This window comes from Pseudarthrobacter sp. L1SW (assembly GCF_020809045.1).
In the GTDB taxonomy this organism is placed as follows: Bacteria; Actinomycetota; Actinomycetes; order Actinomycetales; family Micrococcaceae; genus Arthrobacter.
Window position 1 is genome coordinate 3,060,233 of record NZ_CP078079.1, and the last position, 26,252, is coordinate 3,086,484.

Below are 26,252 nucleotides of genomic sequence, written 5' to 3' on the forward strand. Positions count from 1 at the left end.
GGCCGGGGCTTTGACCGAACTGATGTTCGCTGACCCCGCCCACCAGTCTCCTGGCGGCGTTTTGAAGTGGGCGCCGCCAGGTATCCTGCGTCCCGGCGCCGCCCATCCCCCCACGGCGGCGCCGGGACTTCCAAAAGGAGCACCGGGTGTGGTGCAGCCCAACCGCGGTCAGGGATACTGTCGGTATGAACCGTGAGGCGCGGTCATGAGGGTTTTGATGGTCGACGACGAGGTCGTGCTGGCCGAAACGGTCCGCCGCGGGCTGCGCAACGAGGGATTCGTTGTGGACCTGGCCCACGACGGCGTCAGCGGCATGCGGGCCGCGGTGGAGAACCCCTATGACGTGATCCTCCTGGACCTGATGCTGCCCCTGAAGAACGGCTACGACGTGCTCAAGGGAATCCGGGAGCACCGGATCTGGACGCCGGTCCTGATGCTGACGGCAAAAGACGGAGAATACGACCAGACCGACGCCTTCGACCTTGGCGCCGACGACTACCTCACCAAGCCCTTCAGCTTCCTGGTGCTGGTGGCCCGGATCCGGGCCCTGGCGCGCCGCGGTGCACCGGAGCGTCCGGTGGTCCTGGCCCTCGGAAGCCTGCATCTGGATTCTGTGAGCCGCAGCGTCCGCCGCGGGGACACCCCCATCGGGCTCACCGCCAAGGAATACGCTCTGCTGTACTACCTGATGCGCAGGCACGAGCAGGTGGTTTCCAAGTCCGAAATCCTGGACAACGTCTGGGGCTCCGACTTCGAGGGAGGGGGCAACGTGGTCGAGGTGTACATGGGTTACCTGAGGCGGAAAATCGACACGCCTTTCGGGCTCCACACCCTGACCACCGTCCGGGGCATGGGGTACATGCTCACCCCCGACCGCCCTGGCGCACCGGCTTCCCCGGCACCGGCGGCGGAGTAAGCGGCTGCACCCGAGCCTTCCCGGCGGACTCTGCAGGGCCCGACTCTCCCGGCGCTGCCGGTGGTGCCGGTGGCGCCGGTGCGGACGCTGCCGCGGCAGACTCTGCCGGGGCGGCCTGGGCGGGGAATGCCAGCTCAAACCGGCAGCCGCCGCCCGGGGCTTCCGTGCACCGGATCCGGCCGCCGTGGGCGCTGACGATCGCGGACGTGATGGCCAGCCCCAGGCCGCTGCCGCCGCTGTCGCGCGACCTGCTTTCGTCAAGCCGGACAAACCGTTCAAAAATCCGCTCCCGGTCGGCGGCAGGCACGGGCGGCCCGTCATCGTCGATGGTGAGCAGAACGTCGTCGAGCGAGTTGCGCACCCGGATGCTGATCCGCGTGCGGGCGTACCGCTCCGCGTTGTCCAGGACGTTCCGGATGGCCCGGCCAAGGCTCCGGACGTCGCCGGTAATCCGCGCCGGTTCAAGCTCCGCCTGGATCTCGTGCCTGCTGGTGCAGCGGAGGCGGCCGACCTCGTCATTGAGGACATCGTCCAGGTCCACGTCGGCGGCGTCCAGGCGCAGGCCCTGGTCGTCGGCCTTGGCCAGGGTCAGCAGGTCCTGGACCAGGTAGCGCATCCGAGCCGTTTCCCCGGCCACAACCTCCTTTGACTCCTCCCACGTGACCCCGGACGGATCGGCGGCCGCGATCTCCACCGCTGCGCTGAGCGTTGCCAGGGGGCTGCGCAGTTCGTGGCTTGCATCGGAGACGAATCGCCGCTGTTCCTGGTCCGAGGCCTCCAGCCGGTCCAGCATCATGTTCATCGTCTGCGCCAGGGCCTGGATCTCGTCCGATGTCTGGGGCACCCCCACCCGGCCGTCCAGGCTCTTGGCGTTAATGCCCGCAACCTGGTCCCGGATCTGCTCAACCTGGCGCAGGGACCGTCCCACGAGCATCCAGACCCCGACGCCGACCCCTGCCAGGAGGAGCGGCGCGGCGCCCAGGACGAACCATGCCACGGTGGCCACCGTCTCGGACTGCACTGAAACGGTGGCGGCAACGGCGACGGTGTAGACCTTATCGTCCTCGCCGACGCCCGTGGCCGCAACGAGCAGCTCGTCGTCGAACAGGCTCTGCTGCACCGAGACGCGCTCGAACAGCGTCTGCTTGGCTGCCGGCCGCAGCGCCGTGATGGGCTCCGTGGCTGCGGCCGGTACGGACGCGGCCAAGACGGCCCCCTTGGGGTCCAGGATCTGGATGTACTGGCCGGGCCGCGCCGCGGACCTGACGTAATTGGCGGCTTCCTCAAGGTCCTGTTCCGCGATGTGGGCAACCACGTCCTCGGCCTGGAGCCTGGTGAGCCGCTCGGTGGATGACACCAGGGCCCTCTGGAGCAGCAGCAGGAGGGTCAGCCCGCCAACCAGCAGGGCAGCCGCCACAAAGGCGACCGCAGTGGCCGTTGCCCGCTTGCGCACACCCCAGCGGCGGGTGCGCGTCTTCCCGAAGGGGGTGCGCATTTTCCCGAAGCGCGGGCGCCGCTTTTCGGCCTCCATGAACCAAGGATGCGTCCCGTTGCCGCCTGTGACAAACCCTCCTGCCAACTGTTTTTGATTCTTTTGTCCATGCTGTGCCCCGGCTGAGGCAAACTGAGCCCTGGCTGAGATTTGCGGGCCGGAATTTGTGGGCGGAGAAGCGTTGGGAGCACACTGGTTTCACTATCAGGATCTGCTGGGGGCCATACAACAGGAGACCGTCATGGGCAGGAAAATTCTTTTGATCACAGGCGTTGCTGCCGCGGCAGCCGCCATCAGCGGAGCGTCCATTGCCACGGCCAGCACCACCCCGGGCGATGACCAGCCGTTGAACGGAACCGCCCTTCAGCAGGCCAGCGATGCCGCCATTGCCCGCACAGGTCCCGGCACCGTCATCAGTGCCGAGTCTGAGAACGACCCCAACACCCCTTATGAAGTGAACGTCCAGTTGAACAACGGCACGCGCGTGGAAGTGGAGCTGGACAGCTCGTTCCAGGTGGTGTCGGAGGGGCAGGACGACGGCGAATCAGGGCCGCCGCTGAGCGCTGCGGACCGCGACAGGGCAGGGCAGGCCGCGCTGGCGAACGTGGGCAAGGGCCGGATAGGGGACGTGGAACGGGAGAATGAGGGCGGCGCCGCCTACGAGGCGGAAGTCATTCTTGACGACGGTTCGGAAGTCGACGTTGAACTGGGGGCAGACTTCCAGGTCCTGCGCACGGGCGCGCCGGAACGCGACTGATCCGCGGGCCAAGCCAAGCGGGCCGGGAGCCGTCCGATGAGGATGCTACCCAAGTTTCACATCCTCGCACTGGCAACGGACAGCGGGGTCCTGGCCGTGGGGCTGCTGGCCGGGCCTGAGGCCACAGGCACTACCTTCATCCTGGTGTCGATAGGACTCGGCGCGTATGCAAGGTTCGGGCACGGCACACCCGCAGTCAGGCAGAACCAACCGGCCGCCCCGGCTCGTACAGGTCAATGATCGGCAGGTGCCCGTCCGTGCGGATGGCATCGCCGCCACCGTTGCGGTGGTGGTAGCCGCTGGAGTAGTTGAGGATGACGTGCACAGACTGCACGGCCTCGGCTGCCTGCAGCGTGGCAATGATGAAGTCGCGTTCCTCGTCCGTGCGGTCGGCGATCTTGTGCGTGATCTGGAACGTGAACAGGGACAGTCCCACGCTTCTGTCGTATGTGCCGGCCCCCACCCAATCCACGGACAGGCCCCCCGGCAGCATCCACCCGGGCGGGCACTTCCAGAACCGGACATGGTGGCGCTTGCGCGGGTTCCCGTCGATCTCGCGCTGGAACGCCAGGTCCTGTTTATTGCCGAACACGTACAGGGAACTGACCGGGGCGGCGGGATAGCTGCGGCCCAGGACGGTGGACGCCAGGGTGTGCCAGGCGGTCGCCGGGGTGATGGGATCCGCTTCCACCCAGCCGGCGGAGAGCATGGCCCGCCGCAGCTCTTCCTCCGTCCCCACCACGGCGAGGTTGACGGGATCGCCCAGCACGCCGTCGCCCGTCCTTGCCCGCCCGATGAAGTAGTCCGGGATGTACAGGCTGCTCAGGATCTTGTGGATGCGCGGCAGCAGGGCGTAGGCCAGGATCAGCCACACGGGCAGGAACACCCACGCCTGCTCGGGGCCGCGGGAGAGCCTGGAGAGCAGGAAATAGTACACAGCCCAGCCGACGGCGACAGTCACCACCAGGTACAGCAGCCGCTGCAGCACCGCCAGGACAGTGGCCCACCTGCTCTGCCGCCGCTCCACGGCGCTGCTTGAGCGTGAGTGGTCCGGCTCGTCCGGGGCAGGCCGCGAATCCGCCCGCGAGTCCCCCACGCGCGATTCACCCATAGCCGAGTCCCCCATATCCGCGTCCCCCACCTCCGGATCGTCCAACCCAGGCGTCACGGCTCGTCGGGGTTCAGCTGCTCAACGATGATCCGCGCCGTCTCAGGATCACCCAGAATCCGGAAGTGCCCGGCGGTGGGCAGCTCGATATTGGTGGCGCCGGGAAGGACGCTGCCCTCGGGAATGTGGGGATCGAACGGGCCGTAGATGGAGGTGATCCGGCTGTTGATCGCCTCCTCGCGGGCCAGCTCGAGGGTCAGCGGATGACGGGGCGAAAAGATGCGCAGGCTCGGCAGCAGCATGTACCTGGCATAGCGGGACCCGGAGAACGGCGTGCATACAGTGACCATCCGGTCGATCCGCTGCTCGGGGTCCAGCATCAGCATGGCGTACTTCCCGATCAGCCCGCCCTTGCTGTGCGCCACGATCGCGGCGTCCCGCAGGCCCGCTTCCTCCAGGTGTTGCGCCACCATCCGGGCGGCCACCGGCACATCCAGCTGGTTCCGCTGCAGCACCGTGACCACGTGCACGGGATGGCCAGCGTCGTGGATGGCCTGGATCAGCGGCATCATGAACTGCCAGTTTTCGTACACTCCGGGAATGATCAGCACCGGCCGCCGGTGGCCCTGGTGGAAGGACCCGGGCTGGACGCGCGACAACATGCCGCGGACCTGCCATCCCGCGGCGTAAAGGTAGTCCTGCAGCCACCAGGCACCTTTTTGCAGCACACTGATCCGGGTGGGCGTGCCCCGTTCACTCATCTGTCGAGGATATCCCCTACCCCCGGGTCAGTAGTTGCGGCGGTGCTTCAGGCGTGGAATTACGACGGCGAACACGACCGCCGCCGCGAACCCCAGTACGCCCGTAGCTGAGATCCCCGCGCCCAGGGTGGCAAGGGCGGTCACCGCGGAGAGCAGCACGGGCCCGGCGGTGGACCCGGCGTCGGCCATGAACCGCCACAGGCCCAGGAACTGCCCGCGGCCGCGGTCCGGCGAGAAGTCGGCACCCAACGTCATCACCAGTCCCGAACTGATTCCGTTGCCGAACCCGATCAGCAGCGCCGCCAGCAGCAACCCCGCAAAGGACCCTGTCAGCGGAATCAGCAGCAGGGCCGTCCCCATCAGCAGCGTGGAAGGAACCGCCACGAACTGCCGGCCCTTCCGATCCATCAGCTTGCCCGCGGGATAGAACACCAGCATGTCGATCGCCCCGGAGAGCCCGTAAACCAGGGAGGCTGAGGTGGCGTCCATGCCCAGGTTGTCCGCCCAGAGCGGGATAACCACCTGGCGGGAAGAGCGGAGGGCGCTGAGCAGCAGGATCCCCACACCCAGCGAAAGGAACACGCCCGCGTGGGACACCGCGACGCTCCGGAGGGTGGGCTCCGGACCCTCGTGGCCGCCGTCGGGCGCCGGCGGAACGGCCAGGTCCGGGATGGTGAGGGACAGCAACGCGGCTCCCGCCATGGCCACCACGCCCACCCAGTAGGCACCGCTGATCCCGGCGAACTGCATCACCGCCGCGCCCAGGAACGGGCCGATGAACACGCCGATGCGGTTCACGCCCCCCAGCGTGGAGAGCGCCCGTGCCCGGAACTCCACGGGCACGGCCTCGGTGAGGTACTTCTGCCGGGCCAGCCCGAACACGGCCCCGGACATCCCGACGACGGCCATCGCCGCCGCGAGCAGCCACAGCCCGTCAGGTATCACGGAGGTCAGCCCCGCCGCCGCGAGCGCCAGTCCGGCGGCGACGGCGGCACCCACGATGGACCAGCGCTCACCAAATTTAAGGGTCACCAAGGATGCGGGCAGGTTGAAGAACCAGGACCCCAGCCCGATCAGCGTGACAATCAGGGCAGCGACGGCCACCGAAGCGCCAAGATCCCGGGCGGTGAGGGCCACCACCGGCAGGATGGCTCCCGTGCCGATCCCGTAGAGCAGCGTGGGCCCGAAAGCAGCCACTGCCATGCCGCGCAGGCTGAAGGGCTGGGGGTCGTCCGGGGAAGTCATCAGATTTATCCTATGGCCGCCCCCGCCCCCCCCCCCCCCCCCCCCCCGGCGCCGGCCAGCTACTGGCGCGCCCGCTGCCCGAAGCCTGCCAGGGACCTGAACAGCGCCACGACTTCCACCACGGCACCGATGATCGAGCCCACGATGCCCAGCACCAGCAATATCCGCACCACCACGGGCCAGCCGGACCAGCTGTCCCCGAAGTCGAAGGGGAAAACCTCCAGCAGCCGGAGCACGGCAGCGAGCCCGATGCCCAGGACCACCAGGTTCCCCAAAGCCATGACGCCCCTGTTGCGGATCACCACGAAGACGAGGTTCGCGATGATGCCCGCGGTCAGGGAGGCGTTGATCAAGCCGAGCACGCGGTCCATGTCCGCCGTCAGGAAGGGCACCACCTTCCAGCCCGGCCAGACATTGATCCCCCACAGCATCACGGCGTTAACCAGGACAGAGCCAAGATTGCCGCCGCGGGTGGGTACCGTCTTATCCGCCATACAGACTCCCAAAGCGTGTGGACGGGCGGAATGACTGGACCCGCCGCCTGCCAACATCGTGCCCGCGGGCCGTCCAGGCCGGAAGTGCCGAAAGGCCCGCAAATGAAGCAAATTCGGGGGTCACAAACGCCCCGCGGAGGAGTAGCGTTCGCTTTATGGGGCGCTTTTCCACGCCCACACAAACGGGGAGGTCATTCGATGGGTGAAGTGTGGATCCGCACGCTCGGCAACGGGCTGGTCCGGGCAGACAGAGTCACCGAAATTTCATCCACCAGGGGGTCCTTGCATGAGGACCAAGGGTATTCACTAAAAGTCATTGTGGACGGCAAGGGCCATGTGCTGATTGACGACGCCGACCTGCAGGGCACGCTGGCCGAGCGGCTGGAGTACGCCCGGCACGTGGAGGACGCCCTGCTCCTCGCCATGGACGAGGCACGGGACAGCGACGCCGCCGTCGTCATCTCCTATGAGCCCGAGCGCGAGCGCTGGTCCTCCGCGCCGGTCACGGTGTTAGCCGGGAGGCTTGCCGAGCCGGTGGGCTGAGCGTGTTGCCGTCCGCCGCGCACGACGGCGGGCGGCGGCTGGGGTGCCGCCCGCCGCGGTTCCGCCGGGGGTGCCGCAGCCCCTGGCGCCTGCGCCGGCACAGCTCCCGCCACCGGCACGGATCCCGTGCGCGCCGGCAGGCCGGTAATGCTCGTGCGCGTAAAGCACAGCGCCCAAAGCGCAACCACCAGCACCACCACGGCCACCCAGGGCAGGTCCGGCCACGCCAGCATAAACGGCACGGCCACGGCCACCGCGGTGACGATCAGGAGGTACCACGCGACGTACCACCACGGGCTGGCCGGCAGGTTCCGGGTGGGATCGCTGGATTGCCGGAAGGACGGCTTGCGCATCCGTTGCAGCCGGTCATGCAGCACTCCCCACACCGGCCCGTTCAGGAGACCCACCAGCACGCCGGCGAACACGGCGGTTGTCACGGCCAGCACGCCCAGGTCCTGCCAGTGGGCCCAGTGGTACGTCGGGCCGGAGCACAGCCAGGCGGACCACCACGGGTCCCGGCCTGCCCCGGGCGGGCCGCACTGGACCAGGTTCCGCGTCCCGTCCAGGGAACCCAGCCACGCCAGCGCAGCCGGCGCGCTCAGCGCCGAGGTGATGACGGCGAGAAGCCGCGTCACGCCCAGGCTCTTCACCATGACGCGGTGCGGGCGGAGCCGCCTGTCGCCGTCGAGCATCCTGAACGCCAGCCCGGCAGGATCCGCAGGCGGCGGGTCCAGGACCAGCCGCGCCAGCGGGTCCAGCACCTCAACGCGGTTCCTGGAATAGACAATGTGGTCGTAGATCAGGGCGGAGCGGTTGTACACGGGATGTTCCTCGGGGCCCGGGCCGCCGTCGCCCTCCGTGTCCCGGGCGTAGATCTTCCCAAAGACGGGAAGCGGCCCGTTGGCGTGCGTGGAGATGGGCCCGGCGGGCACAAAGTCGAACTTCCCCCACACATTGATCCACCGGGGCCGCTGGGGGTTGGCCAACCAGTCCGTCACGGGGTCCTCCCCCGTCCCGCCGCCCCACTGCGCGTAACCCAGCAGGTCCAGCCCACTGCCAACGCTGACGAAGTTCGTGACGCGGGCCTGGTTCTGAAACAGGACCTGCCCGGCGATCGCGGCGCCCTGGCTGTGCGCCACCACGGTCACCTCCGTGCCCGAGCCCTGGTCCCAGCGCTGGAGCGTGTCCACCACCCGCTGCCGCATGGCCGCCGCCTGCAGGGGCTTGCGCTTCCACACCTGGGGATCGCCCAGGAAGTCCGCGAACAGGGACACGAGCTTCCCCACCCACCGGCCCGGCCCCGGAATCCAGGCCAGGACGATGATGAGCAGCAGCACCACCAGCACGGCGAGCAGGATGAAGAACCCGGCGAACGCGGCCAGCGAGGTGAGGACCAGCTGCCGCAGCCAGGCGCCGAGCCATGCCGGGCTGGCACGGCGCCGCCCGGGATGGAGGTTCCACTTGATCAGCTGCACGGACCGCATATACACGCGCAGGGCCGTGCGCAGCGCCCACGAGTAGGTGGACGCGGCCGACGCCGGCTCGAAGTCCCTGCCCCAGGACGCCTCCGTCATGAGCACTGTCAGGTAGTCCGGCTCGTTGTCTGCAACGCCGCGGAGGACCTTGACCAGCACCTCCGGCGCGTCACCCACGGCGTTTGCCTTGGTGATTACCAGGTGCGGATGCGTGGTTTGCGGCACCAGGTCCAGGGAGAGATCGTGCAGGCTCAGCATCAGCGGTTGGGCCCACTCCTGCAGGGTGCCGCCTTTGAGGGCCCGGCCCATGCCGTGGACGAACACCACCACGTGGTCCGGCCGCCCCGGCTGTCCTGGCATGTCCGCGGCTCCCGTGGCGTCCGCGGCTTTCCCGCCCTCGGCGATGTCATCGCTGCCAGGGCTTGCGCGCTTGTCCATGGCTAATGATCCACCCGCGCCAATCGGAGGGGGAAGGGTAGGTTCTCCCCTCGCCCGTCCTGCGGGCCAGGCTCAGCCCGGAAGTCCGACGGCGGCGCTCACCTGTGGGCGGCACTCACCTGTTGCCGGGCTCACCCATTGCCGGCGCTCACCCGTTGCCCTGGCCCTTGCCTTTGCCCTTCTCGGCTTCCTTCTTGGCGTCCTCCTGCTGCTTCTCGGCCTCTTTTTGGGCGTCGTCTTCCTGGTCGTTGTCGGCCGTGGGTTCAGCGGAGGGGGCAGGCTGCGGCTCCGCCGCCCGCTGCGCCGCCTCGAGTTCGGCCCTGATTTTGCTGATCGCAGCCTCGGCCCGGGCCTTCCGCTCCGCAGACATCAGGCCCTTCTCCCCAGCGGCCGCCACGTCCTGGCTGAGCTGCTGAAGCTCTGCGAGCGCCGCAGGGAAGTCCTGCTGCGCGGTGAGCTGTTTGGCCGAGGCCACGCGGGCCTGCAGGCCTGCAGCCGTTCCTGCATCCAGTTCCGGCGCGCCGCCGCAGGAGGTGAAGAGCATCAGCGCCAGGCCAGCGGCCCCGATCCGGGCTGCATGTTGTATGCGGTTCATGGCGTCACGCTTTCTTCCAGTTCCTTGAAGTGCTCGCCCAGCGGCCCCGTGATCACCGGCTGCTGGCCTCCATCCACCGGCGCTGGCGCGGGCCGCTGGATGGAGGCCAGCAGGACTGCCGCGAGGACCACTGCAAGAACCACAACGGCGCCGAGGATCCAGGGCCGCCGGCCTCCCGGCGTGCCGAATCTCCTCCAGGGGCGCTGTACCTTCGGCGGCCGCTGCGTTGTGGACGGCCGCTGGGTTGTGGACGGCTTGCGGGCCGGCGCCTCAGGGATCCCTGCCCCCGGAGCCTGCAGCCATGACGTCGCGTTGGTGACGTCGCTGCCGGAAAGGGCAGGAACCCTCGGCCCCTGGGCACTTGCAGTACCGGCGGCCCCGGAATCCCCTGCCTGTTCGGGTACACTTCCGGGCCTTTCGGGGTTCCCTCCGGGCTTTTCGGGGGCAAGGACGCGGGTGGGCTGCGGCAGGGCTTCGGTGGCGGCCGTTGCCCCGCCGGCTTCGTGGAGCATTCCGCCCCAGTTTCCAGCCGTGCCGAGTTCTTCGGAGATGGCCGACGCCTCCGGCCGGTCCCGGGGGTCCCGTGCAGTCATGGCGGCGAGCAGCCGCGTCCAGCGCGGGCCCAGGACGCCAGGAATGTCGGGGTCCTGGGAGAGCCGGGCCACTGCGGCCTCGAGCGGCGGCCCGGGAAATGCCACCTTCCCGGTAAGAGCCTCCAGCAGCACCAGCCCCAGTGAATAGATGTCCGCCGGCGGCCCAACCTGCCCTCCGCTGGCCTGCTCCGGACTCAAGTAGGCCGCTGTCCCCGGAACCATGTTGGTGGCGGTGACCCGGGCGCCATCGAGCATGCGTGCGATGCCGAAGTCCGCCAGTTTGGGGCGCAAAGGGGAATCCGCCGTGTAGCGGGTGAGCAGGATGTTGGCGGGTTTGATGTCGCGGTGCACCACGCCCCGGTGGTGGATGTACTGCAGCGCCCCGGCGAGCTCGGCGCCCAGCCGGGCCACCTCGGCGCCGGGCAGCGGTCCGGACGCCAGGTGGTTGCGCAGGTCCGTTCCGCTGACCAGTTCCATCACCAGGAAGGGCACCTCCCGCCCGCCGCTCAGCAGGGTTCCGGTATCGAAGAGAGTCACCAGGCCGGGGTGGTTCAGCCCGGCCAGCATCCGGGCTTCCGCCTGCTGCCGGCGCAGTTCGTCCGGGTCGGTGACGTCGGCGCGGAACACCTTCAGCGCCACTTCCCTGCCCAGCACCACGTCCGTGCCCCGGTAGACGCTCCCCATGCCGCCGTCGCCAATTACCTTGCCAACCCTGTAGCGCTCGCCCAGGACCGTCCCGGCCATGCCCGTCTGCGTTTCTTCCGTCATGCCGCTCCCTGCCTTCAGTCCACCCATCACTCTAGCCAAGCCATCCTGCACGCAGGGGGAACAATCGCGCAGGGGGAACAATAGAGCCATGGCACGAGGTAATCTGCGCATCTTTCTTGGGGCTGCGCCCGGGGCGGGCAAGACGTTTGCGCTGCTGGAAGAAGGCCGCAGGCTGGCCGGGGAGGGCTTCGACGTTGTGGTGGGCGCGGTCTCCGCCAAAGGCCGCGCCGACAATGAGGAGATGCTGGCGGGCCTGGAACTATGCCCGGAACCGGGGAGCCGCGGGCTGGACAGCGGGCTCGACGGCGGGCTGGACAGCGGGCTGGACGTCCAGGCGCTCAAGGACAGGTCCCCGGACATCGTCCTGGTGGACGACTACGCCGCTGCTGTCGACGGCGTGCGCCGGTGGGAGCAGGTGGACGCCCTGCTCGAGGCAGGGATCAACGTCATCTCCACACTGGACATCAGGAACCTGGAATCGCTCTCCGACGCGGTCCGGGAGGTCACCGGGGCGCAGGAATCCGCCACCGTCCCGGACGCCGTGGTGCGCGGTGCGGACCAGATTGAACTGGTGGACGCCTCACCTGAGCTGCTGCGCCAGCGGCTGGCGGACGGGAAGATCTACGGCAGCCGGGAAGAGGCCGACGCCGCGCTGGCGGGCGTTTTCCGCATCGGCACGCTCGCCGCCCTGCGGGAGCTTGCACTGTTGTGGCTGGCTGAGCGCGTGGACGCGGACCTGTCCGATTACAAGGAGTTAAAGAGGGTCAGGGAGAGCTGGCCGGCCCGGGAAAAGATCGCCGTCGGGGTGGACGGGAAAAGCCGTGACCAGGCCCTGGTGCGCCGGGCCGCACGGATGATCGCCGCGGCTTCCGGCGGGGAGCTGCACGTGGTCCATGTCCGCACCGGCACGGAGGGATCTGCGGAGTCCGGCAAGGACCTGGAACTGCTGCGCAGGCTCACGGCGGAACTCGGCGGCGTGTTCCACGCCATAGGCGGACGGGACGTGGGGCAGGCCCTGGTGGACTTCGCCCGGAGCATCAACGCCACCCAGATCCTGGTGGGGGCCCCCTCCCGCCGGTCCCCCTTCCGTGGCCGGGGCGGTGTGGCAGCCGGCGTGCTGAGGGACGCAGGCACCATGGATGTGCACCTCATCAACCACCTTCCAGGCCCGTCCGGCGGCCAGAGGCGCACGCCGCCCCGGCTGGGGCGGCGCCGGGAGATCCCCGCCTTCGCCCTGGCGGTGGGGCTTCCCCCTGTCCTGCAGTTCGTCCTGGACCTGCTCCCCCACAACCAGCTGTCAACGGACATGCTGGTGCACCTGACCGGCATTGTGGGGGTGGCGCTGCTCGGGGGGCTCTGGCCGGCGGTGGCTGCGGCCATCGTGGCGGGGCTCATCGTTAATTACTTCAGTGTCCGGCCGGTGGGGTCCCTGTCGGTGATCGATCCGGAAAACGTCCTGGCGCTGCTGATCTTTGTCCTGGTGGCGGTGGCCGTCTCGCTGGTGGTGGACCGGTCGGCCAAGCTCAGCAAGGAAGCACATATTGCCGGCGCGGAAGCCGCCGTACTGGGTGAGCTGAGCCGCCGGGCCGTCGCCGAAGGGAACAGCATCCCCGCCTTCCTTGACCAGGTCCGGGAACATTTCCAGGTGAAGGGGACGGGGCTGTGGGCCAGGCGCGGGACCGGCAGGGCCGCGGCATGGGAGCTCCAGGAATTCTCCGGCGAACCGCGCCCCACCGAAGTATCGGAGGCGGACACGGTAGAACAGCTGGACGGCGGGAGGATGCTCACCCTGGCGGGCAGGGAACTCTCGCAGGACGAAAGGCGGCTGCTGGCCGCCTTCGGCGCGCACCTGCTGGCCATGGTGCAGCGCGAGGAACTCTCCGCGAGCCAGCGTGAAAACCTGCGCCTGGCGGAGGGAAACACCATGCGGACCTCCATCCTGCGGGCGGTGTCCCATGACCTGCGCACCCCCCTGGCCGGCATCAAGCTGGCCGCCAGCAGCCTGCGGGACAAGACCATCACCTTTGGGCCCGAAGAGCAGGAGGAACTCCTGGCCACCATCGAGTACGGCGCGGACAGGCTGGACCGGCTGGTCAGCAACCTCCTGGACATGTCGCGGATCACGGCCGACTCGGTGGCGCCGCTGATCCGCCCGGTCTACTGGGTGGATGTGGTGGGCGAGGCGCTGCGGGGAACGGACTCGGACCGGCTCCGGGTGCTGTTGCCGGACAACATGCCCCCGGTTGATGCGGACCCGGGGATGCTGGAGCGGGTCATCGCCAACCTGGTGGAGAACGCGCTCAAATACGCCCCGGAATCCGACGTGGTGATTGCCGGCGCGGTGGGAGGCGCGGGCAGTGCAAGAATTGGGGATGTTCCTGCCAGTGAGCTCACCGTGGTTGACCACGGCTCCGGCATTCCCGCCGATGAGGTCCTGGCCATGTTCCGGCCTTTCCAGCGCGCGGATGACACTACGCCGGGGACGGGGATCGGCCTGGGCCTGGCCGTCGCGAAAGGGTTCACCGAGGCCATGGGCGGGGTCCTTTTGGCTGAACCCACACCGGGCGGGGGCCTGACCATGGTGGTCCGGCTGCCGCTCTCCACCGGCGCCGCGCCGGAACCCGGCATAAGGGGTGCATCATGGCAGCAGTCCTGATCGTTGACGACGAGGTCCAGATCCTCCGCGCGCTCCAGATCAACCTGAATGCCAGGGGTTACTCCACCGTCACCGCGTTTACCGGGCAGAGCGCACTGGAACAGGCGGCGCAGCACCCCGTGGACATCATCATCCTGGACCTGGGGCTTCCGGACCTGGACGGCGTCGAGGTCATCCGCCGCCTCAGGCGCTGGAACGAGGTACCCATCCTGGTCCTTTCCGCACGGCACGGCTCCGATGACAAGATCCAGGCCTTGGACGCCGGGGCGGACGACTACGTGACCAAGCCGTTCGGGATGGACGAACTCCTCGCCCGGCTCCGGGCCGCCCTGCGCCGCGGCGCCCCGGGGGACGCCCCGGTGGTGAAAACCGAGGACTTCACCGTTAATCTGCCCGCGAAACAGGTGACCCGCCGCGGGGTGCCCGTGCGCCTGACGCCCACGGAGTGGAACATCCTGGAACTGCTGGTCAGGAACAGCGGCGCCCTGGTCAGCCACGAGGAGATCCTCACCCAGGTGTGGGGCCCCGGCTACGCAGGCGAGACTGCCTACCTGCGCGTCTACCTCGCACAGCTGCGGCGGAAGCTTGAACTGGACCCGGCCAACCCCCGGCACCTGCTCACCGAAACCGGCCTGGGGTACCGCTTCCAGGAGTGACCGCCCGGCCACGGCGGACCGCCCGCGCCGCCACGGCCCTGCCATGCTCCGGCGGAGGCGTTAAGAAAGCATTAAGATCCCCGGAATCGCCCGCTGGGCAGCGCCTGGCCGGTGCTACGCTCCGGTGGTTATCAGCACAGTGCCGCGCCTGGAAACGGGGACCGGTGTGCCCTCAACAGGCAATATAGAAAGACACGTCCCTTGACGGCTCCCGCCCAGTTCTCCCTTCCCGCCACCGTTCCCAACCCTGAACGCGAGATAGAACCCGGCAGCGCGTTTGTCCGGTGGCTCCTTGAACACCGGGTGCACCAGCCCGTCGGGCCGGAAGCAGCAGAAGCCCACGCCCCGCAGCAGAGCTGGTGGAAGGTTATGTGCCTCACCGGGGTGGACTACTTCTCCACCCTGTCCTACCTGCCAGGCATCGCCGCCCTGGCCGCTGGTGCGCTGTCCCCGCTCGCCACCCTGCTGATCGTGGCCCTGACACTGCTCGGAATGCTGCCGATGTACCGGCGGGTGGCCAAGGAAAGCCCCCACGGGCAGGGTTCCGTGGCCATGCTCGAGCGGCTCCTGCCGTTCTGGCGCGGGAAGGTCTTCGTGCTGATCCTGCTCGGCTTCGTGGCCACCTCCTGGATCATCACCATCACCCTGTCAGCAGCCGATGCCACCGTGCACCTGCTCGAAAACCCGTACCTGCCCCGCTTCCTGGAGGGCCAGGCCGTCACCATCACCGTTGTCCTGCTCCTGATCCTGGGCGGGGTGTTCCTGATGGGCTTCTCCGAAGCCGTTGCCGTGGCGATTCCGCTGGTGGCGGTCTTCCTGCTGATGAACGCCGTGATCATCGGGGCCGGCATGGTCGAGATCTTCACCACCCCGGGCGCCCTGAACGGCTGGACCGATGCACTGACATCCTCCGGCGGCGGACCGGGCGGGGTCATCGGCCCGGCCCTGATGGCTTTCCCCCTGCTGGTCCTGGGGCTGTCAGGCTTCGAGACCGGCGTCAGCATGATGCCCCTGGTCGCCTCCAAGGGCGCCACTCCGGAGGAGAAGCTCGCCGGCCGGATCAGGAACACCCGCAAGCTCCTCACCGCAGCCGCCATGATCATGAGCGTCTACCTGATCGGCAGCAGTTTCGTCACCACCGTGCTGATCCCCGCGGAGCAGTTCCAGGCCGGCGGCGAGGCCAACGGCCGCGCCCTGGCATACCTTGCCCACGAACACCTCGGCAACGGCTTCGGCTCCGTCTATGACATCAGCAGCATCCTCATCCTCTGGTTCGCCGGCGCCTCCGCGATGGCCGGCCTGATCAACATCGTTCCGCGCTACCTGCCCTCCTACGGCATGGCCCCGGACTGGTCCCGCGCCGTCCGCCCCGTGGTCCTGGTCTACACGGCCATCAGCGTCCTGATCACCATCGGCTTCAACGCGGACGTCAACGCCCAGGCCGGCGCCTACGCCACCGGAATCCTGGCCATGATGGTCTCCGGCGCCATCGCCGTCACCATCTCCGCCATCCGGAAGAAGCAGCGCGCCGCGTCCATCGGTTTCACCGTGCTCACCCTGGTGATGCTCTACGCCCTGGCCGCCAACGTGATCGAGAAACCGGACGGCATCACCATCTCCGCGTTCTTCATCCTTGGCATCATTGCCGTCTCCCTCGTCTCCCGCATCAGCCGCACCACAGAGCTGCGCGTGGACAAAATAGAGTTCGACGACGGCGCGCGCCGCTTCATCAGCGACACGTTGGAATTCGACGGCCGGATCAACCTGATCGCCAACCGTCCGCAGGACCGGAACGGCGCCGAATACAGGGACAAGGAAGCCGTGCAGCGGGAGAACAACCCCGTGCCCGGCACCGCGGACGTCATCTTCCTGGAGATCGACATCACCGATCCCTCCGAGTTCAGCGACATCCTGAAGGTCCGTGGCGTGGAAGTGGACGGCCACCGGATCCTGCGGGCCAACAGCCCGGCCGCTCCCAACGCCATCGCCGCGATCCTCCTGGCCCTGCGGGACGGCACGGGCGTCCGGCCGCACGCCTACTTCGAGTGGTCCGAAGGAAACCCCCTGGCCCACCTGATGCGCTACCTCCTCCTGGGCCGCGGCGACACTGCCCCGGTGGTCCGCGAAATCATCCGCGAGAACGAACCCGACCCGGACCGCCGCCCGGGCATCCACGTGGGATGAGCCTGCGCCGGAGCGGCCCGCCGCCGTCGAACACCTCGAAGACCGGCCAGGACACTGCCAGTGTTGCGGCAATCCAGAAGATGCTCCGCGACGCCAGGAACGGAAAGGGCACCGGCAGGGAGAACTTCCTCCGCCGGCTGATGTCCCACCCGGTCAGGGCAGTCCCGGTGGCGTTCCTGATGGTCATCATGCTGGGCACCGCGCTGCTGATGCTCCCGGCGGCCCGGACGGACGGCGGCTCCGAAGCCTTTATGCCCGCCGCTTTCACGTCCGTCTCGGCCGTGTGCGTCACCGGACTCATCACCGTGGACACGGCAACGTTCTGGACCCCGCTGGGGCAGGGCATCATCCTGGGCCTCATCCAGGTGGGCGGGTTCGGGATCATGACCCTGGCAACGCTGCTGGCGCTGCTGGTCCGCAAGAGCATCGGCCTGCGCGGCCAGCTCGTTGCCCAGTCCGAGACGCACACCCTGAACCTCGGCGACGTCCGGGCGGTGCTGCTCCGGGTTGCGAGGATCATGCTCTCGTTCGAAGCCGCAACAGCGCTGATCCTGACTGTCCGGTTCTGGATCGCCTACGACCAGAACCTTGGGACCGCCCTGTGGCACGGGATCTTCCACGCCGTCTCCGCGTTCAACAACGCCGGGTTCTCCGTGTACAGCAGCAACCTGATCGGCTTCGCCGAAGACCCCTGGATCATCACTCCCATCTGCCTGGCCATCATCGCCGGCGGGCTCGGCTTCCCGGTCATCATCCAGCTCACCCGCGGTGAAATCGCACCGAAGAACTGGACCATCCACCTCCGCCTGACCATCTACGGAACGCTGCTGCTGCTGGCCGCCGGGATGGCACCGTTCGCGGCCTTCGAGTGGAACCGGAACGAAACCCTGGGCCCGCTCTCCCTCACCGGCAAGATCCTGGGCTCCTTCGCCGGCAGCGTCTTTCCCCGCACTGCCGGCTTCAACAGCATCGATTACGGCGCTGCGGCACCGGAAACACTCATGGTCACCAACATCCTGATGTTCATTGGCGGCGGCAGCGCCGGCACCGCCGGCGGCATCAAGATCACCACGTTCCTGGTGCTCGGCTTCGCCATCTGGAACGAAGTCCGCGGCCGCGACCAGGTGACCATCGCCCACCGCTCCATCAGCTCCTCCTCCCAGCGCCAGGCCCTGTCCGTGGCACTCCTGGGGATCGCCGCCGTCGTCACCGGAACCATGCTCCTGCTGATGTTCACCGACTACAGCCTGGAGAAGGTCCTCTTCGAATCCATCTCCGCCTTCGCCACGGTGGGCATGAGCACCGGCATCACCTACAACCTTCCGCCGGCGGCGGAGTGGGTCCTCATGGCGCTCATGTTCACCGGCCGCATCGGGACTGTGGCCGTGGCGTCCGCGCTGGCCCTCGCGGCCCGGCCTCGCCTCTACCGGCTGCCGGAAGAACGGCCCATCATCGGCTGACGCTCAGCCCGAGCAAGGGATCGGACTCGGAGGCTGATACTTGCCTCGCAGATCCTGGAAAGAAATATGTCTTCTTTTTGCGCCTGACGGGCACTCCAGCTTTAGACTTTTCGCAGTTGCAAGAGCCGGGGGGCCAAGTGGAAGAACAGAACGTTTGCCTGGTCATAGAAGATGACCCGGACATCCGTGGATTGATTACTGCCGTCCTGGGCCGTGCAGGGTTTAATGTGCTGGCGGTAGAGACCGGAGCCGAGGGCATTGCCGCGTGCACCGCTGCCGGCGCGTCCCTGTCACTGATCACCCTGGACCTGGGCCTGCCGGACATGGACGGACATGACGTTGCCCGTACGCTCCGGGACCTGAGCCAGGCGCCGCTGCTGTTCCTCACGGCCAGGTCCGAGGAAGAGGACGTCCTTTCCGGAATGGCGTCCGGAGCCGCCGCCTACGTCACCAAGCCGTTCCTGCCGCGCGCCCTGAAGGAAGCGGCCCTGGGCCTCGCCGGGCTCCAGGACAGCACCAGGCTGCCGGCAACAGGGAAACCCTAACCGATGTAATAAATGTCCCCATGTTGCGTGCATCACAATCAGCCCCTACTCTGATTGAGGCTTAAGAAACGGGCCATAGCAAGAAGCTGCAGCGTCGCAGCCAATGCCGGGGAAGGCTTTACAACTTGAATTCCAAGCTGAACATTGTTGTCCGTGTAGATCTCGACCACGCCAGGGCCCAGGTGATTGCAAAGGGGCATATCACCGTCCACAGCGTCAACGCACTTTATGTAGTAGTCAAGCGCGCCAATTCCTTGCGGAAGGGCCTTGGCGTGGAGCTGGACATTTCCCACGCCCGGGTGGACCGGGAAGCGCTGGAAATGCTCCACGACTCCTCCGCAACACACCACCTGCCGGCCCGGATCGATCCGGACCAGGCCCCCTGTACCATCAGCGTCCTGGCACCTCGCACAGACGCCGCTGCCGTCCGCCGCGCCCATTCGCCGGCGCTCATGGCCGCATAGGCGTCCCAAGGCAACGGCACCCGCAGCGCCCATTCATCGGGCCAGGGCCGCCAGCCGCACCCTTTACTCCGTGGTTTCCACGGCCGGCGAGCGCAGCTGTATCCGAATAGACGGGTAGCTGCACTCCCAGCCAGGCGCCACTCAGGCGCCGACGTCGCGCCGCCGGAATCCCAGCACGGCCAACGCAAGGAGTACGACGGCGGTCGCAACCGAAATTGCCACGCTTCCGCCGTCGAGTCCGTTCCGTAAGGGATCGTGCCCAATGTACTGGTAAAACGGCGAAAGCTCCTGGATGTCCGCCAGCCAGTCCACCAAGGAGGCCAGTCCGTTGACGATGTAGGCCACCACGGCCACCAGCGCGGGTACTCCCTTGCTGAGGCCGGTCCGGCCCGTCGCGGCGGACAGCATCAGGGCCAGGGTTCCAAAGACCACGCCCAGCAGGGCCAGGTGCAGCATGGCGGCGGCCACCTTGCCGGGAGGCAGGTTGAGGTCCACGAGGTTGCCTTCAGCCACCATTCCCACGCCCATGACGGCGGCGATCAGGAAGGTCCCCGCGGCCATGGCCAGGAACTTGTCCAGGACCACGCGGCTCCTGCTGACCGGGTTGGAGAGCAGCAGGTCCAGGGTGTGGCGGTCCTCCTCGCCGCCGATCGCCCCGGCGCCCGAGCTGACGGCGTACGTCAAGACGGCGGCCGGTCCCATAAAGGCGAGCAGTTCCACCTGGACGTAGCCGGTGGGGGTGGACATGTCCGCCCCGGAGGAGGCGAACAGCGCCCTGAACGCCTCGGGCATCTGGTCCAGGAGGTCGCTCATGGAGGGCTGGTCCCGCACCGTTGGCCAGAACGCCACGTACATGGCGATGAGCAGCGCAACCGAAATGCACCAGCCCAGGAGCGCGCGCCTCTGGTCCCGGAGTGTCTTGGTCAGGACACTAGTGAGCATCGAGGCCTTCCTTCCCCGCGTGGTGGGGTCCGTAATAGGTAAGGAAGGTTTCCTCAAGCGGCGCTTCCGCGCACTCGAAGTCCACCACCCTGCGGGCGCTGACCCGTTTCAGCAAGGCGTCGAGGGAAGCCTGGGGTGCATTGCAGGTCAAGGTCCGTTTGTTAACCACGAGGTCCCGGAGCCCGGGCAGGTCGTCGTAGTCGGCGTGGGCAATGTCTTCGGCGAAACTCGCACGCACCCTGTGCAGGGACCGGGCGGCGAGCTCCTGGAGGCGCTCCACCGCAACCAGGCGCCCTTCACGCACCACGCCGATCCGGTCCGCCACCCTTTCCACTTCGCCGAGCACGTGGGAGGACAGCAGCACGGAACCGCCGCCCGCGGTGTGCTCGCGGAGGAGGGAATGGAAAACCTGCTGCACCAACGGGTCCATGCCGCTGGTGGGTTCGTCGAGCACCAGCAGCCGGGGGCCGGACATCATGGCGAGCACCACGGCGAGCTTTTGCCGGTTCCCGCGTGAGAGTGTTTTGGCGGGGCGGTCCAGGTCCAGGTCCAGCCCGGCGGCCAGGTCAGCGGCGCGCGGTGAGGCATCGTGGCGGCGGAGGTGGGAGCAGAAGGCAATGTGGTCCCGGCCGGTGAGCCGGTCATAGAGCGCCGGTTCGCCGGGGACATACCCCACCAGCTTGCGCACCTCCACGGACTGCCGCCACGCGTCCCGTCCCAGGATCTCTGCCCGCCCCGCGCTTGGCCGCAGCAGGCCCATCAGGACGCGGATCGTCGTCGTCTTCCCCGCTCCGTTGGGCCCCAGGTAGCCAAAAGCTTCGCCCTCGCCAATGGTGAAGCTCACGCCGTCCAGCGCGGTGGTCTTCCCGAAGCTCTTCCGGAGGTCCGCCAGCTGCACCATCGCATCAGCTCCCATACCCCCAGTGTCCGGCCGGGGCTCCCCCGCCCACAGAGTCTTTGGACCCCGGAAGGGTTAACCGCAGGGGCGTGCGTCCAGCCACTCCTTGAGGAGCGGGGCCGGAAGCGGGCGGGCAAAGTGGAAGCCCTGGGCGAGGTCGCAGCCCATCACTTTGAGGGTTCGCAGTTGGCCGGCGGTTTCCACACCTTCGGCAACAGCCCGCAGGCCAACCGCGTGCGCCAGATCGATGCAGCTGCCCACAATGGCGGCGTCTCCTTTGTCCGAGTCCAGGCCGCTGATGAAAGAGCGGTCGATCTTCAACTCGTCGATAGGGAATCTCTTCAGGTAGGTAAGGCTGGAGTAGCCCGTGCCGAAGTCGTCAACGGCAAGGCCTACCCCCAGGTCCTTGAGGGCGGTCAGTGATTCGAGCGCAGCGGAGGGGTCCGCCATCAATGCTGTTTCGGTGATTTCCAGGAGCAGCACCGCGGGGTCGACCTTCCGTAGCCTGAGGGCGTCGTCCACCGTAGCCACCAGGCCGGGATCGTTCAGCTGGCGGGCTGACAGGTTGACCGCAACTTCGAGCTCCGCACCGCAGCGACCTTCACTGCGCCAGCTGGCAGCCTGTTTGAGGGTTTCGTCCAGGACCCAAGCGCCAAGTGGCAGCACCAGGCCCGATTCCTCCGCCATGGTGATGAATTCCGACGGCGGCAGCAGGCCGCGCGTCGGGTGCTGCCACCTGACCAGCGCTTCCACCCCGCTGGCCAGCCCGGTGCGGAGGTCCACACGGGGCTGGTAGTGAACACGGAGCGCGCCGTCGCTGATTCCGTGCCGCAGTTCGCCAAGTGCGCGGAGCCGGTCCACGGTGGGATCTGAATCCGCCGGCCGGTGCAGTTCCCAGCGGCCGCGTCCCAGCTCCTTCGCCCGGTACATGGCGATGTCTGCACGGCGGACAAGATCATCAATGGTTTCGTCCCCGTCACTGGCAATGGCCACGCCGATGCTGGCTGACGTAACAATCTCCAGGCCCTCGATCCTCATCGGGGCCTTCAGCACGTCCAGAAGCCCCGCGGCGAGCGAGGTCGCCTCCTGCGGATCCGCGAAGGTGTCCACCACAACAAACTCGTCTCCGGAGAGCCGGGCCACGATGCGTGTCCCCTGGCCCGCCGGGAACAAGCGCTGCGTGACAGCGATCAACAGTTCGTCCCCGGCCGCGTGCCCAAGGCTGTCATTGACAGCCTTGAAGTGGTCGAGGTCTATGAAAAGGACAGCCAACACGTCCTTCCCTGGAGCACGGTTCGCCCGGACCGCGTCCAGCTTTGCCTTCAGCCCCGTCCTGTTGGGCAGGCCGGTCAGCGCATCGTGCAGGGCGAGTCGGTGCAGTTCCTTTTCCGCCAGGGCCCTGCGGGCTTCGGATTCCTCCGCGGCACGGAGGGCTGACACCAGTTCCTGCTCGTACATCCGGCGTTCGTGCGCGCTGAAAATGATGACCCGGACGCTGCGGGGCTCCTCCCCGGTGGCCGCCGACCGGGATGCCGAGAGCAGGACAGCGCGGCGTCCCCCGTCGGCGCCGATGATTTCAACGGCTACCTCGGACACAGCGCCGTTGATGCCCAACTGCGGAATGCAGTGGGTTGAATACAGGATCTGGTCGCCCACGGGCATGAAGGCCTGCAGCTTTTGCCCCAGCAGGTGGGAACGGCTGTGGCCGGACCAGCGCACAAAGGTGTCGTTGACCGCTGTGATGCGGCCGTCGTCGTCCGTTACCAGGTAGCCGCAGGGGGCCTGGTGGAACAGCGCTTCAAAGTGGCCCGGGTCCGGGCCGGGGCTGCCACTCACAGTCCGGCAGCCAGATACTGCTGGATAGCAGCGGCTGTTGCCTCCGGCGCGCTGACATGCGGACAGTGCCCCGTCGCCTGCAGCTGGACGAAGGCGCTCCCGCGCAACTGCCGGTGCACGTACGCGCCTACCTCCAGCGGGGCGAGGAGATCGTCGGAGCATTGCAGGACCAGGCTTTCCGTGCGGACTTTCTCCAGCACGTGCCGGGTGTCGGAGAGGAAAGTGACTCGGGCAAAGTGCCGGGCGATGGAGGGGTTGGTCCGGCAGAGGCTGGTGTGCAGTTCCTCCGCGAGGCCCGGCTCCTCCGGATTCCCCATTGCCATCGGCGCCAGGGCCTCTGCCCAAGCGAAGTAGTTGCTGTCCAGGGATACCAGCAGGCCCTCGATGTCCTCGCGCGAAAAGCCTCCAACATAGCCGCTGGCAGTGTCATCGGTGTAGCGGGGAGAGGGCGCCACGAGGACCAGCCGCGAGAACCGCTCCGGTTCCTGCGCCGCCGCGATCACCGCAATCATCGCACTGACGCTGTGGGCAACCAGGATGACATCATCCAGGTCAAGGGAGGCGCAGATTTCCAGGAGATCCGCCGCATAGCCTTCCAAGGACCCGTACTTCGCGCGGTCATAGGCACTGGCGTCGGAGCGGCCGGCGCCGACGTGGTCAAACAGCACCAACCGGTAGCTGCCGGCGAAGTGCGGCAGCAGCCTGCGCCACATGTCCTGGTCGCAGCCAAATCCGTGGGCGAAAAGCATCACAGGTCCGTCCGCCCGGCCGGAAACAGTGACGTTGTTCCGGCGTATGACCGATGAGACGGCTGCGGTTGCTGCGTCGCCCATTCCCCACCAACCCGTAAGTAAGCTGACTTTTCCTTTGCACAGATACTAGCGGCGGGAACCGGCAGAATCCTAGGGTTCGTCGCGGCCTTGTGAGGCCCGACTAGTCAGCCACGAACTCCAGCAGGTCGCCCGGCTGGCAGTCCAGAACCCGGCACATGGCCTCCAGCGTGCTGAAGCGGACGGCCTTGGCCCGGCCGTTTTTCAGGACCGCCACGTTGGCGGGCGTGAGGCCCACGCGTTCGGCAAACTCCCCCACGCTCATTTTCCGCTTGGCCAGTTCGACGTCGATGCGCACCACGATCGGCATCAAATCACCGCTTCCATGTCCGCGCGGAGGTCCGCGGCCTGCCGCAGCAGGGCGCGCAGCACTACCACCACCAGGCCCAGGGCGGCGCCGGCCACCAGGACCAGGAGCAGCAGGAGCGGCAGTCCGGGATCGTCGGCGTTGAGGACCACGACGGCGGCGAGGGCGGCGAGCATCGTCCAGCCGCTTGCAATGGCCCACACAATCGCATCCACCCACACCAGGGCACCGCGGGTGAAGATCCTGTCCTGCTTGACCAGGGTCAGCAGTTTCCAGGTGCCGACGATCACCACCTGGACGCACGCCACTTCCAGGATGAAGAAGATGGTCAGCGGCCACTGCAGGGACGCCCGCTCCGGATTCTCCTGCGCCATATGGGCGAACTGGCCCGGGATGGACATGACCTGGAACAGGACCAGGAGGAGGAAGGCGGCAACGAGCACGATCCTCAGGGCAGGGACGGCCAGGCGGGTTATTTGCATGTATCGAGTTTCAGCTACTACCTATCGAAAGTCAATCGACAGCCAGGGGACCGCCGCGCGGCGGGAGGGGAATGCCGGGTCAGGGAAGCAGCTGGGCCCGGCGGTACCGGAGCTCCCGCCGGGCGCCGTTGAGCGGCGATCCCGTGAAGGGCAAGGCGTCCAGGTCGATGCCCTCGGCAGCTTTGAGGGCAATGATGTTGGCCGCTGCCGCGGCCCGCGGCGGCAGGGCGATGGCGGCCGCGAACTCCTGCCAGTGCCTGGCTTTGAGCCCCTTGACCTTGCCGGCGAGGGGCAGCGCCATGGTGTCGTCGCCATAGAGCAGGGTGCAGGGGATGTCATAGATCGGCGAAACGGCCCAGCCGCCGTTCCGGCCTGCAAGGACGGCGGCGTTCTTGGCGTGGAGGTCCCCGTTGCCGGTGAGCCAGGCGAAGGCGAACTGAAGGTACAGGTTCCTGGCCGCCACGGCCTTGGCCTTGCACAGCCCGGCCAGCGCCAGGACCAGTTCCTCCGAGCTGACTGCGTATTTCGACGCCGGCGGAAGGTTCAGGACCTGCGCCCCGTCTTCGAGCGCCAAGCGCACCGGCCCGTCAACGTGGGCGCGGTCGAACCGCTCCACGAGGAGCCCCGGCCGGCCCTTCCTGTCAGTGACCACGCTGTGCTGGGCCACGGGGATCTTGAGGGCCTTGGCCCCGGCGAGATGGGCGGCCTCGTTCACCACAAGGTGCGGGTACTGGGGAGGGTCCAGCTTGAGCAGGTAGCGCCGGCCGGCAAGCGCCAGAGGGGTGGTCATCATCGAGGCGCTGGCCTTGTGCTGCACCCCGGGCAGCCCGTGCGGGTCCACCGCGTCCGCCAGGTAGGCGAAGTCCAGGTCTTCGGGCCGGGAGGTATCCGCCAGCGGCTGCTGCTCCACCAGGGGTTCGCCGGCGGGGACAACCTGCACATCTCCGGGCACGTCCGCGCCGACGGCCAGGAGCAGGCTGAGCTCATCGCTCAGACTCGTCTTCACGGCATCTTTGAGCACGGTGAGCCGGTGGCCTTCCGGCAAGAGGCCGGAGAAGAAGGCCGGCAGCGCGCCGCTGGGTGATTCCACGGGATCGGCGGTGACCGGCAGGGTTGTTGCCACGGGCCGCGCGCCGGCACGGAGGTAGTGCTCGGCGTAGGAAAAGGCCACGCTGCCGCGGTCCGTGCGCGCCAAGTGCCCGGCCAGGATGCCTGCCTTGTACACGTCGGCGCCGCGGACGAACTTGAGCCGCCGGAGGTCCTCAGTCATCGGTGGCCCGGAGGCGGAGCCCCACAGCGTTGGCGGCGGCGGCCACCGTTCCCAGGGACGGATTGCCCGTCCCCGTTTCAATGGCATGGATGGTGCGGGCGGAGGTACCGGCCAGGTCCGCCAGCGTACCTTGGGTGATGCCGGCTTCCTTCCGGGCCCGCCGGATCATCTCGCCGATCGCGGCCACGTCTTCCATGGTTCCCTTTCTGCAAGATATTGCTGATTGGCATCCTTCTTCCTGCCACCATCCACCAGAAACCACAAAACCGCAAGATATTGCAGAAAAGGAGATGGGACGGGCGGCGAGGGCCTCCTCTGACCAGAACCGGCAATATCCTTCCGGTCCGGGACGGCCGCAAGGCCAATTTGGAAATTCTTGATCCGATCCTCGCCGATCCTTGAGGTGGCCCGTGCACACTGGCTCTCGTAAGGCCTGAAGCGTACAAAAGTAGCAGCTGGGATCTGGGCCCAGCGCGCCAAAGCCCCCAACTCGGTTACGGCCGAAGGTCTCAGTGCTTGGCGGTGTCAGGAAACCGG

25 protein-coding genes are annotated in these 26,252 nt (G+C 67.7%); 9 read left to right on the forward strand and 16 right to left on the reverse strand.

Annotated elements, in window-relative coordinates; translation table 11 throughout:
- The first annotated feature begins 205 nt into the window (after window positions 1–205).
- Window positions 206–916, forward strand: a complete 711-nt coding sequence (locus KTR40_RS14135) for a response regulator transcription factor (protein ID WP_139030101.1) — start codon at window positions 206–208, stop codon at window positions 914–916.
- Here KTR40_RS14135 and KTR40_RS14140 read toward each other — a convergent pair.
- The gene (locus tag KTR40_RS14140; protein WP_228404121.1) at window positions 864–2,447 is read right to left on the reverse strand and encodes a cell wall metabolism sensor histidine kinase WalK; all 1,584 of its coding nucleotides are present in this window, start codon (window positions 2,445–2,447) and stop codon (window positions 864–866) included. The two genes, KTR40_RS14135 and KTR40_RS14140, sit on opposite strands and share 53 nt — an antisense overlap.
- 202 nt (window positions 2,448–2,649) lie before the next feature.
- Here KTR40_RS14140 and KTR40_RS14145 point away from each other — a divergent pair, with 202 nt between their 5' ends.
- A complete protein-coding gene (locus tag KTR40_RS14145) occupies window positions 2,650–3,165 on the forward strand; it encodes a PepSY domain-containing protein (RefSeq protein ID WP_139030102.1) in 516 nt (171 codons plus the stop codon).
- Window positions 3,166–3,361: 196 nt separating this feature from the next.
- On the opposite strand, the gene KTR40_RS14150 is transcribed toward KTR40_RS14145, so the two are convergent.
- Genes KTR40_RS14150 through KTR40_RS14165 form a run of 4 tightly spaced genes read right to left on the reverse strand, consistent with a single transcriptional unit; the run spans window position 3,362 to window position 6,773 of the window.
- Entirely contained in the window at window positions 3,362–4,276 is a 915-nt protein-coding gene (locus tag KTR40_RS14150; RefSeq protein ID WP_228404122.1) for an LssY C-terminal domain-containing protein, read from the reverse strand.
- Between the two features lie 53 nt (window positions 4,277–4,329).
- On the reverse strand, window positions 4,330–5,034 hold the full coding sequence (locus KTR40_RS14155) for a triacylglycerol lipase (protein ID WP_139030103.1): 705 nt from the start codon (window positions 5,032–5,034) through the stop codon (window positions 4,330–4,332).
- A 27-nt stretch (window positions 5,035–5,061) separates the two neighbouring features.
- Window positions 5,062–6,279 carry an MFS transporter gene (locus tag KTR40_RS14160; protein ID WP_228404123.1) on the reverse strand — a complete coding sequence of 406 codons (1,218 nt, stop codon included), beginning with the start codon at window positions 6,277–6,279 and terminating at the stop codon, window positions 5,062–5,064.
- A gap of 59 nt (window positions 6,280–6,338) precedes the next feature.
- Window positions 6,339–6,773: a hypothetical protein gene (locus KTR40_RS14165; RefSeq protein WP_139030105.1), complete on the reverse strand. Its 435-nt coding sequence runs from the start codon at window positions 6,771–6,773 to the stop codon at window positions 6,339–6,341.
- Window positions 6,774–6,971: 198 nt separating this feature from the next.
- Here KTR40_RS14165 and KTR40_RS14170 point away from each other — a divergent pair, with 198 nt between their 5' ends.
- On the forward strand, window positions 6,972–7,316 hold the full coding sequence (locus tag KTR40_RS14170; RefSeq protein WP_228404124.1) for a hypothetical protein: 345 nt from the start codon (window positions 6,972–6,974) through the stop codon (window positions 7,314–7,316).
- Here the strand turns inward: KTR40_RS14170 and KTR40_RS14175 are convergent.
- From KTR40_RS14175 to KTR40_RS14185, 3 genes are all read right to left on the reverse strand, one after another.
- Window positions 7,238–9,229, reverse strand: coding sequence for a hypothetical protein (locus KTR40_RS14175; RefSeq protein WP_228404125.1), 1,992 nt, complete (start codon window positions 9,227–9,229; stop codon window positions 7,238–7,240). The genes KTR40_RS14170 and KTR40_RS14175 overlap by 79 nt on opposite strands.
- A 148-nt stretch (window positions 9,230–9,377) precedes the next feature.
- Entirely contained in the window at window positions 9,378–9,824 is a 447-nt protein-coding gene (locus tag KTR40_RS14180) for a hypothetical protein (RefSeq protein ID WP_228404126.1), read from the reverse strand.
- Window positions 9,821–11,185 carry a serine/threonine-protein kinase gene (locus KTR40_RS14185; RefSeq protein ID WP_228404127.1) on the reverse strand — a complete coding sequence of 455 codons (1,365 nt, stop codon included), beginning with the start codon at window positions 11,183–11,185 and terminating at the stop codon, window positions 9,821–9,823. Before KTR40_RS14185 ends, KTR40_RS14180 begins: the two co-directional genes overlap by 4 nt.
- An 88-nt stretch (window positions 11,186–11,273) precedes the next feature.
- Between KTR40_RS14185 and KTR40_RS14190 the strand changes: the two genes are divergently transcribed.
- From KTR40_RS14190 to KTR40_RS14215, 6 genes are all read left to right on the forward strand, one after another.
- Window positions 11,274–13,841: a DUF4118 domain-containing protein gene (locus KTR40_RS14190; protein WP_228404128.1), complete on the forward strand. Its 2,568-nt coding sequence runs from the start codon at window positions 11,274–11,276 to the stop codon at window positions 13,839–13,841.
- Window positions 13,826–14,497, forward strand: coding sequence for a response regulator (locus tag KTR40_RS14195; RefSeq protein WP_139030111.1), 672 nt, complete (start codon window positions 13,826–13,828; stop codon window positions 14,495–14,497). The genes KTR40_RS14190 and KTR40_RS14195 overlap by 16 nt, the downstream gene beginning before the upstream one ends.
- A 201-nt stretch (window positions 14,498–14,698) precedes the next feature.
- Window positions 14,699–16,681, forward strand: coding sequence for an APC family permease (locus tag KTR40_RS14200; RefSeq protein WP_139030112.1), 1,983 nt, complete (start codon window positions 14,699–14,701; stop codon window positions 16,679–16,681).
- A gap of 140 nt (window positions 16,682–16,821) precedes the next feature.
- Entirely contained in the window at window positions 16,822–18,141 is a 1,320-nt protein-coding gene (locus KTR40_RS14205) for a TrkH family potassium uptake protein (protein ID WP_370633200.1), read from the forward strand.
- A 137-nt stretch (window positions 18,142–18,278) separates the two neighbouring features.
- Window positions 18,279–18,686: a response regulator transcription factor gene (locus KTR40_RS14210; RefSeq protein ID WP_139030113.1), complete on the forward strand. Its 408-nt coding sequence runs from the start codon at window positions 18,279–18,281 to the stop codon at window positions 18,684–18,686.
- 125 nt (window positions 18,687–18,811) lie between these two features.
- Window positions 18,812–19,150, forward strand: coding sequence for a hypothetical protein (locus KTR40_RS14215; RefSeq protein ID WP_228404129.1), 339 nt, complete (start codon window positions 18,812–18,814; stop codon window positions 19,148–19,150).
- 141 nt (window positions 19,151–19,291) lie between these two features.
- On the opposite strand, the gene KTR40_RS14220 is transcribed toward KTR40_RS14215, so the two are convergent.
- From KTR40_RS14220 to KTR40_RS14255, 8 genes are all read right to left on the reverse strand, one after another.
- Window positions 19,292–20,092: an ABC transporter permease subunit gene (locus KTR40_RS14220; RefSeq protein WP_139030115.1), complete on the reverse strand. Its 801-nt coding sequence runs from the start codon at window positions 20,090–20,092 to the stop codon at window positions 19,292–19,294.
- Window positions 20,082–21,008: an ABC transporter ATP-binding protein gene (locus KTR40_RS14225; RefSeq protein ID WP_228404130.1), complete on the reverse strand. Its 927-nt coding sequence runs from the start codon at window positions 21,006–21,008 to the stop codon at window positions 20,082–20,084. Before KTR40_RS14225 ends, KTR40_RS14220 begins: the two co-directional genes overlap by 11 nt.
- A 57-nt stretch (window positions 21,009–21,065) precedes the next feature.
- Window positions 21,066–22,826, reverse strand: a complete 1,761-nt coding sequence (locus KTR40_RS14230; protein ID WP_228404131.1) for an EAL domain-containing protein — start codon at window positions 22,824–22,826, stop codon at window positions 21,066–21,068.
- Window positions 22,823–23,659: an alpha/beta fold hydrolase gene (locus tag KTR40_RS14235; protein ID WP_228404132.1), complete on the reverse strand. Its 837-nt coding sequence runs from the start codon at window positions 23,657–23,659 to the stop codon at window positions 22,823–22,825. Before KTR40_RS14235 ends, KTR40_RS14230 begins: the two co-directional genes overlap by 4 nt.
- Before the next feature lie 100 nt (window positions 23,660–23,759).
- A complete protein-coding gene (locus KTR40_RS14240) occupies window positions 23,760–23,966 on the reverse strand; it encodes a helix-turn-helix transcriptional regulator (protein WP_139030119.1) in 207 nt (68 codons plus the stop codon).
- Window positions 23,966–24,445, reverse strand: coding sequence for a DUF2975 domain-containing protein (locus KTR40_RS14245; protein WP_228404133.1), 480 nt, complete (start codon window positions 24,443–24,445; stop codon window positions 23,966–23,968). Before KTR40_RS14245 ends, KTR40_RS14240 begins: the two co-directional genes overlap by 1 nt.
- 79 nt (window positions 24,446–24,524) lie before the next feature.
- Window positions 24,525–25,715 (reverse strand): type II toxin-antitoxin system HipA family toxin, encoded by a 1,191-nt coding sequence (locus KTR40_RS14250; protein ID WP_228404134.1) that lies wholly within the window; start codon window positions 25,713–25,715, stop codon window positions 24,525–24,527.
- Window positions 25,708–25,911: a helix-turn-helix transcriptional regulator gene (locus KTR40_RS14255; RefSeq protein ID WP_139030122.1), complete on the reverse strand. Its 204-nt coding sequence runs from the start codon at window positions 25,909–25,911 to the stop codon at window positions 25,708–25,710. Before KTR40_RS14255 ends, KTR40_RS14250 begins: the two co-directional genes overlap by 8 nt.
- Window positions 25,912–26,252 lie beyond the last annotated feature (341 nt).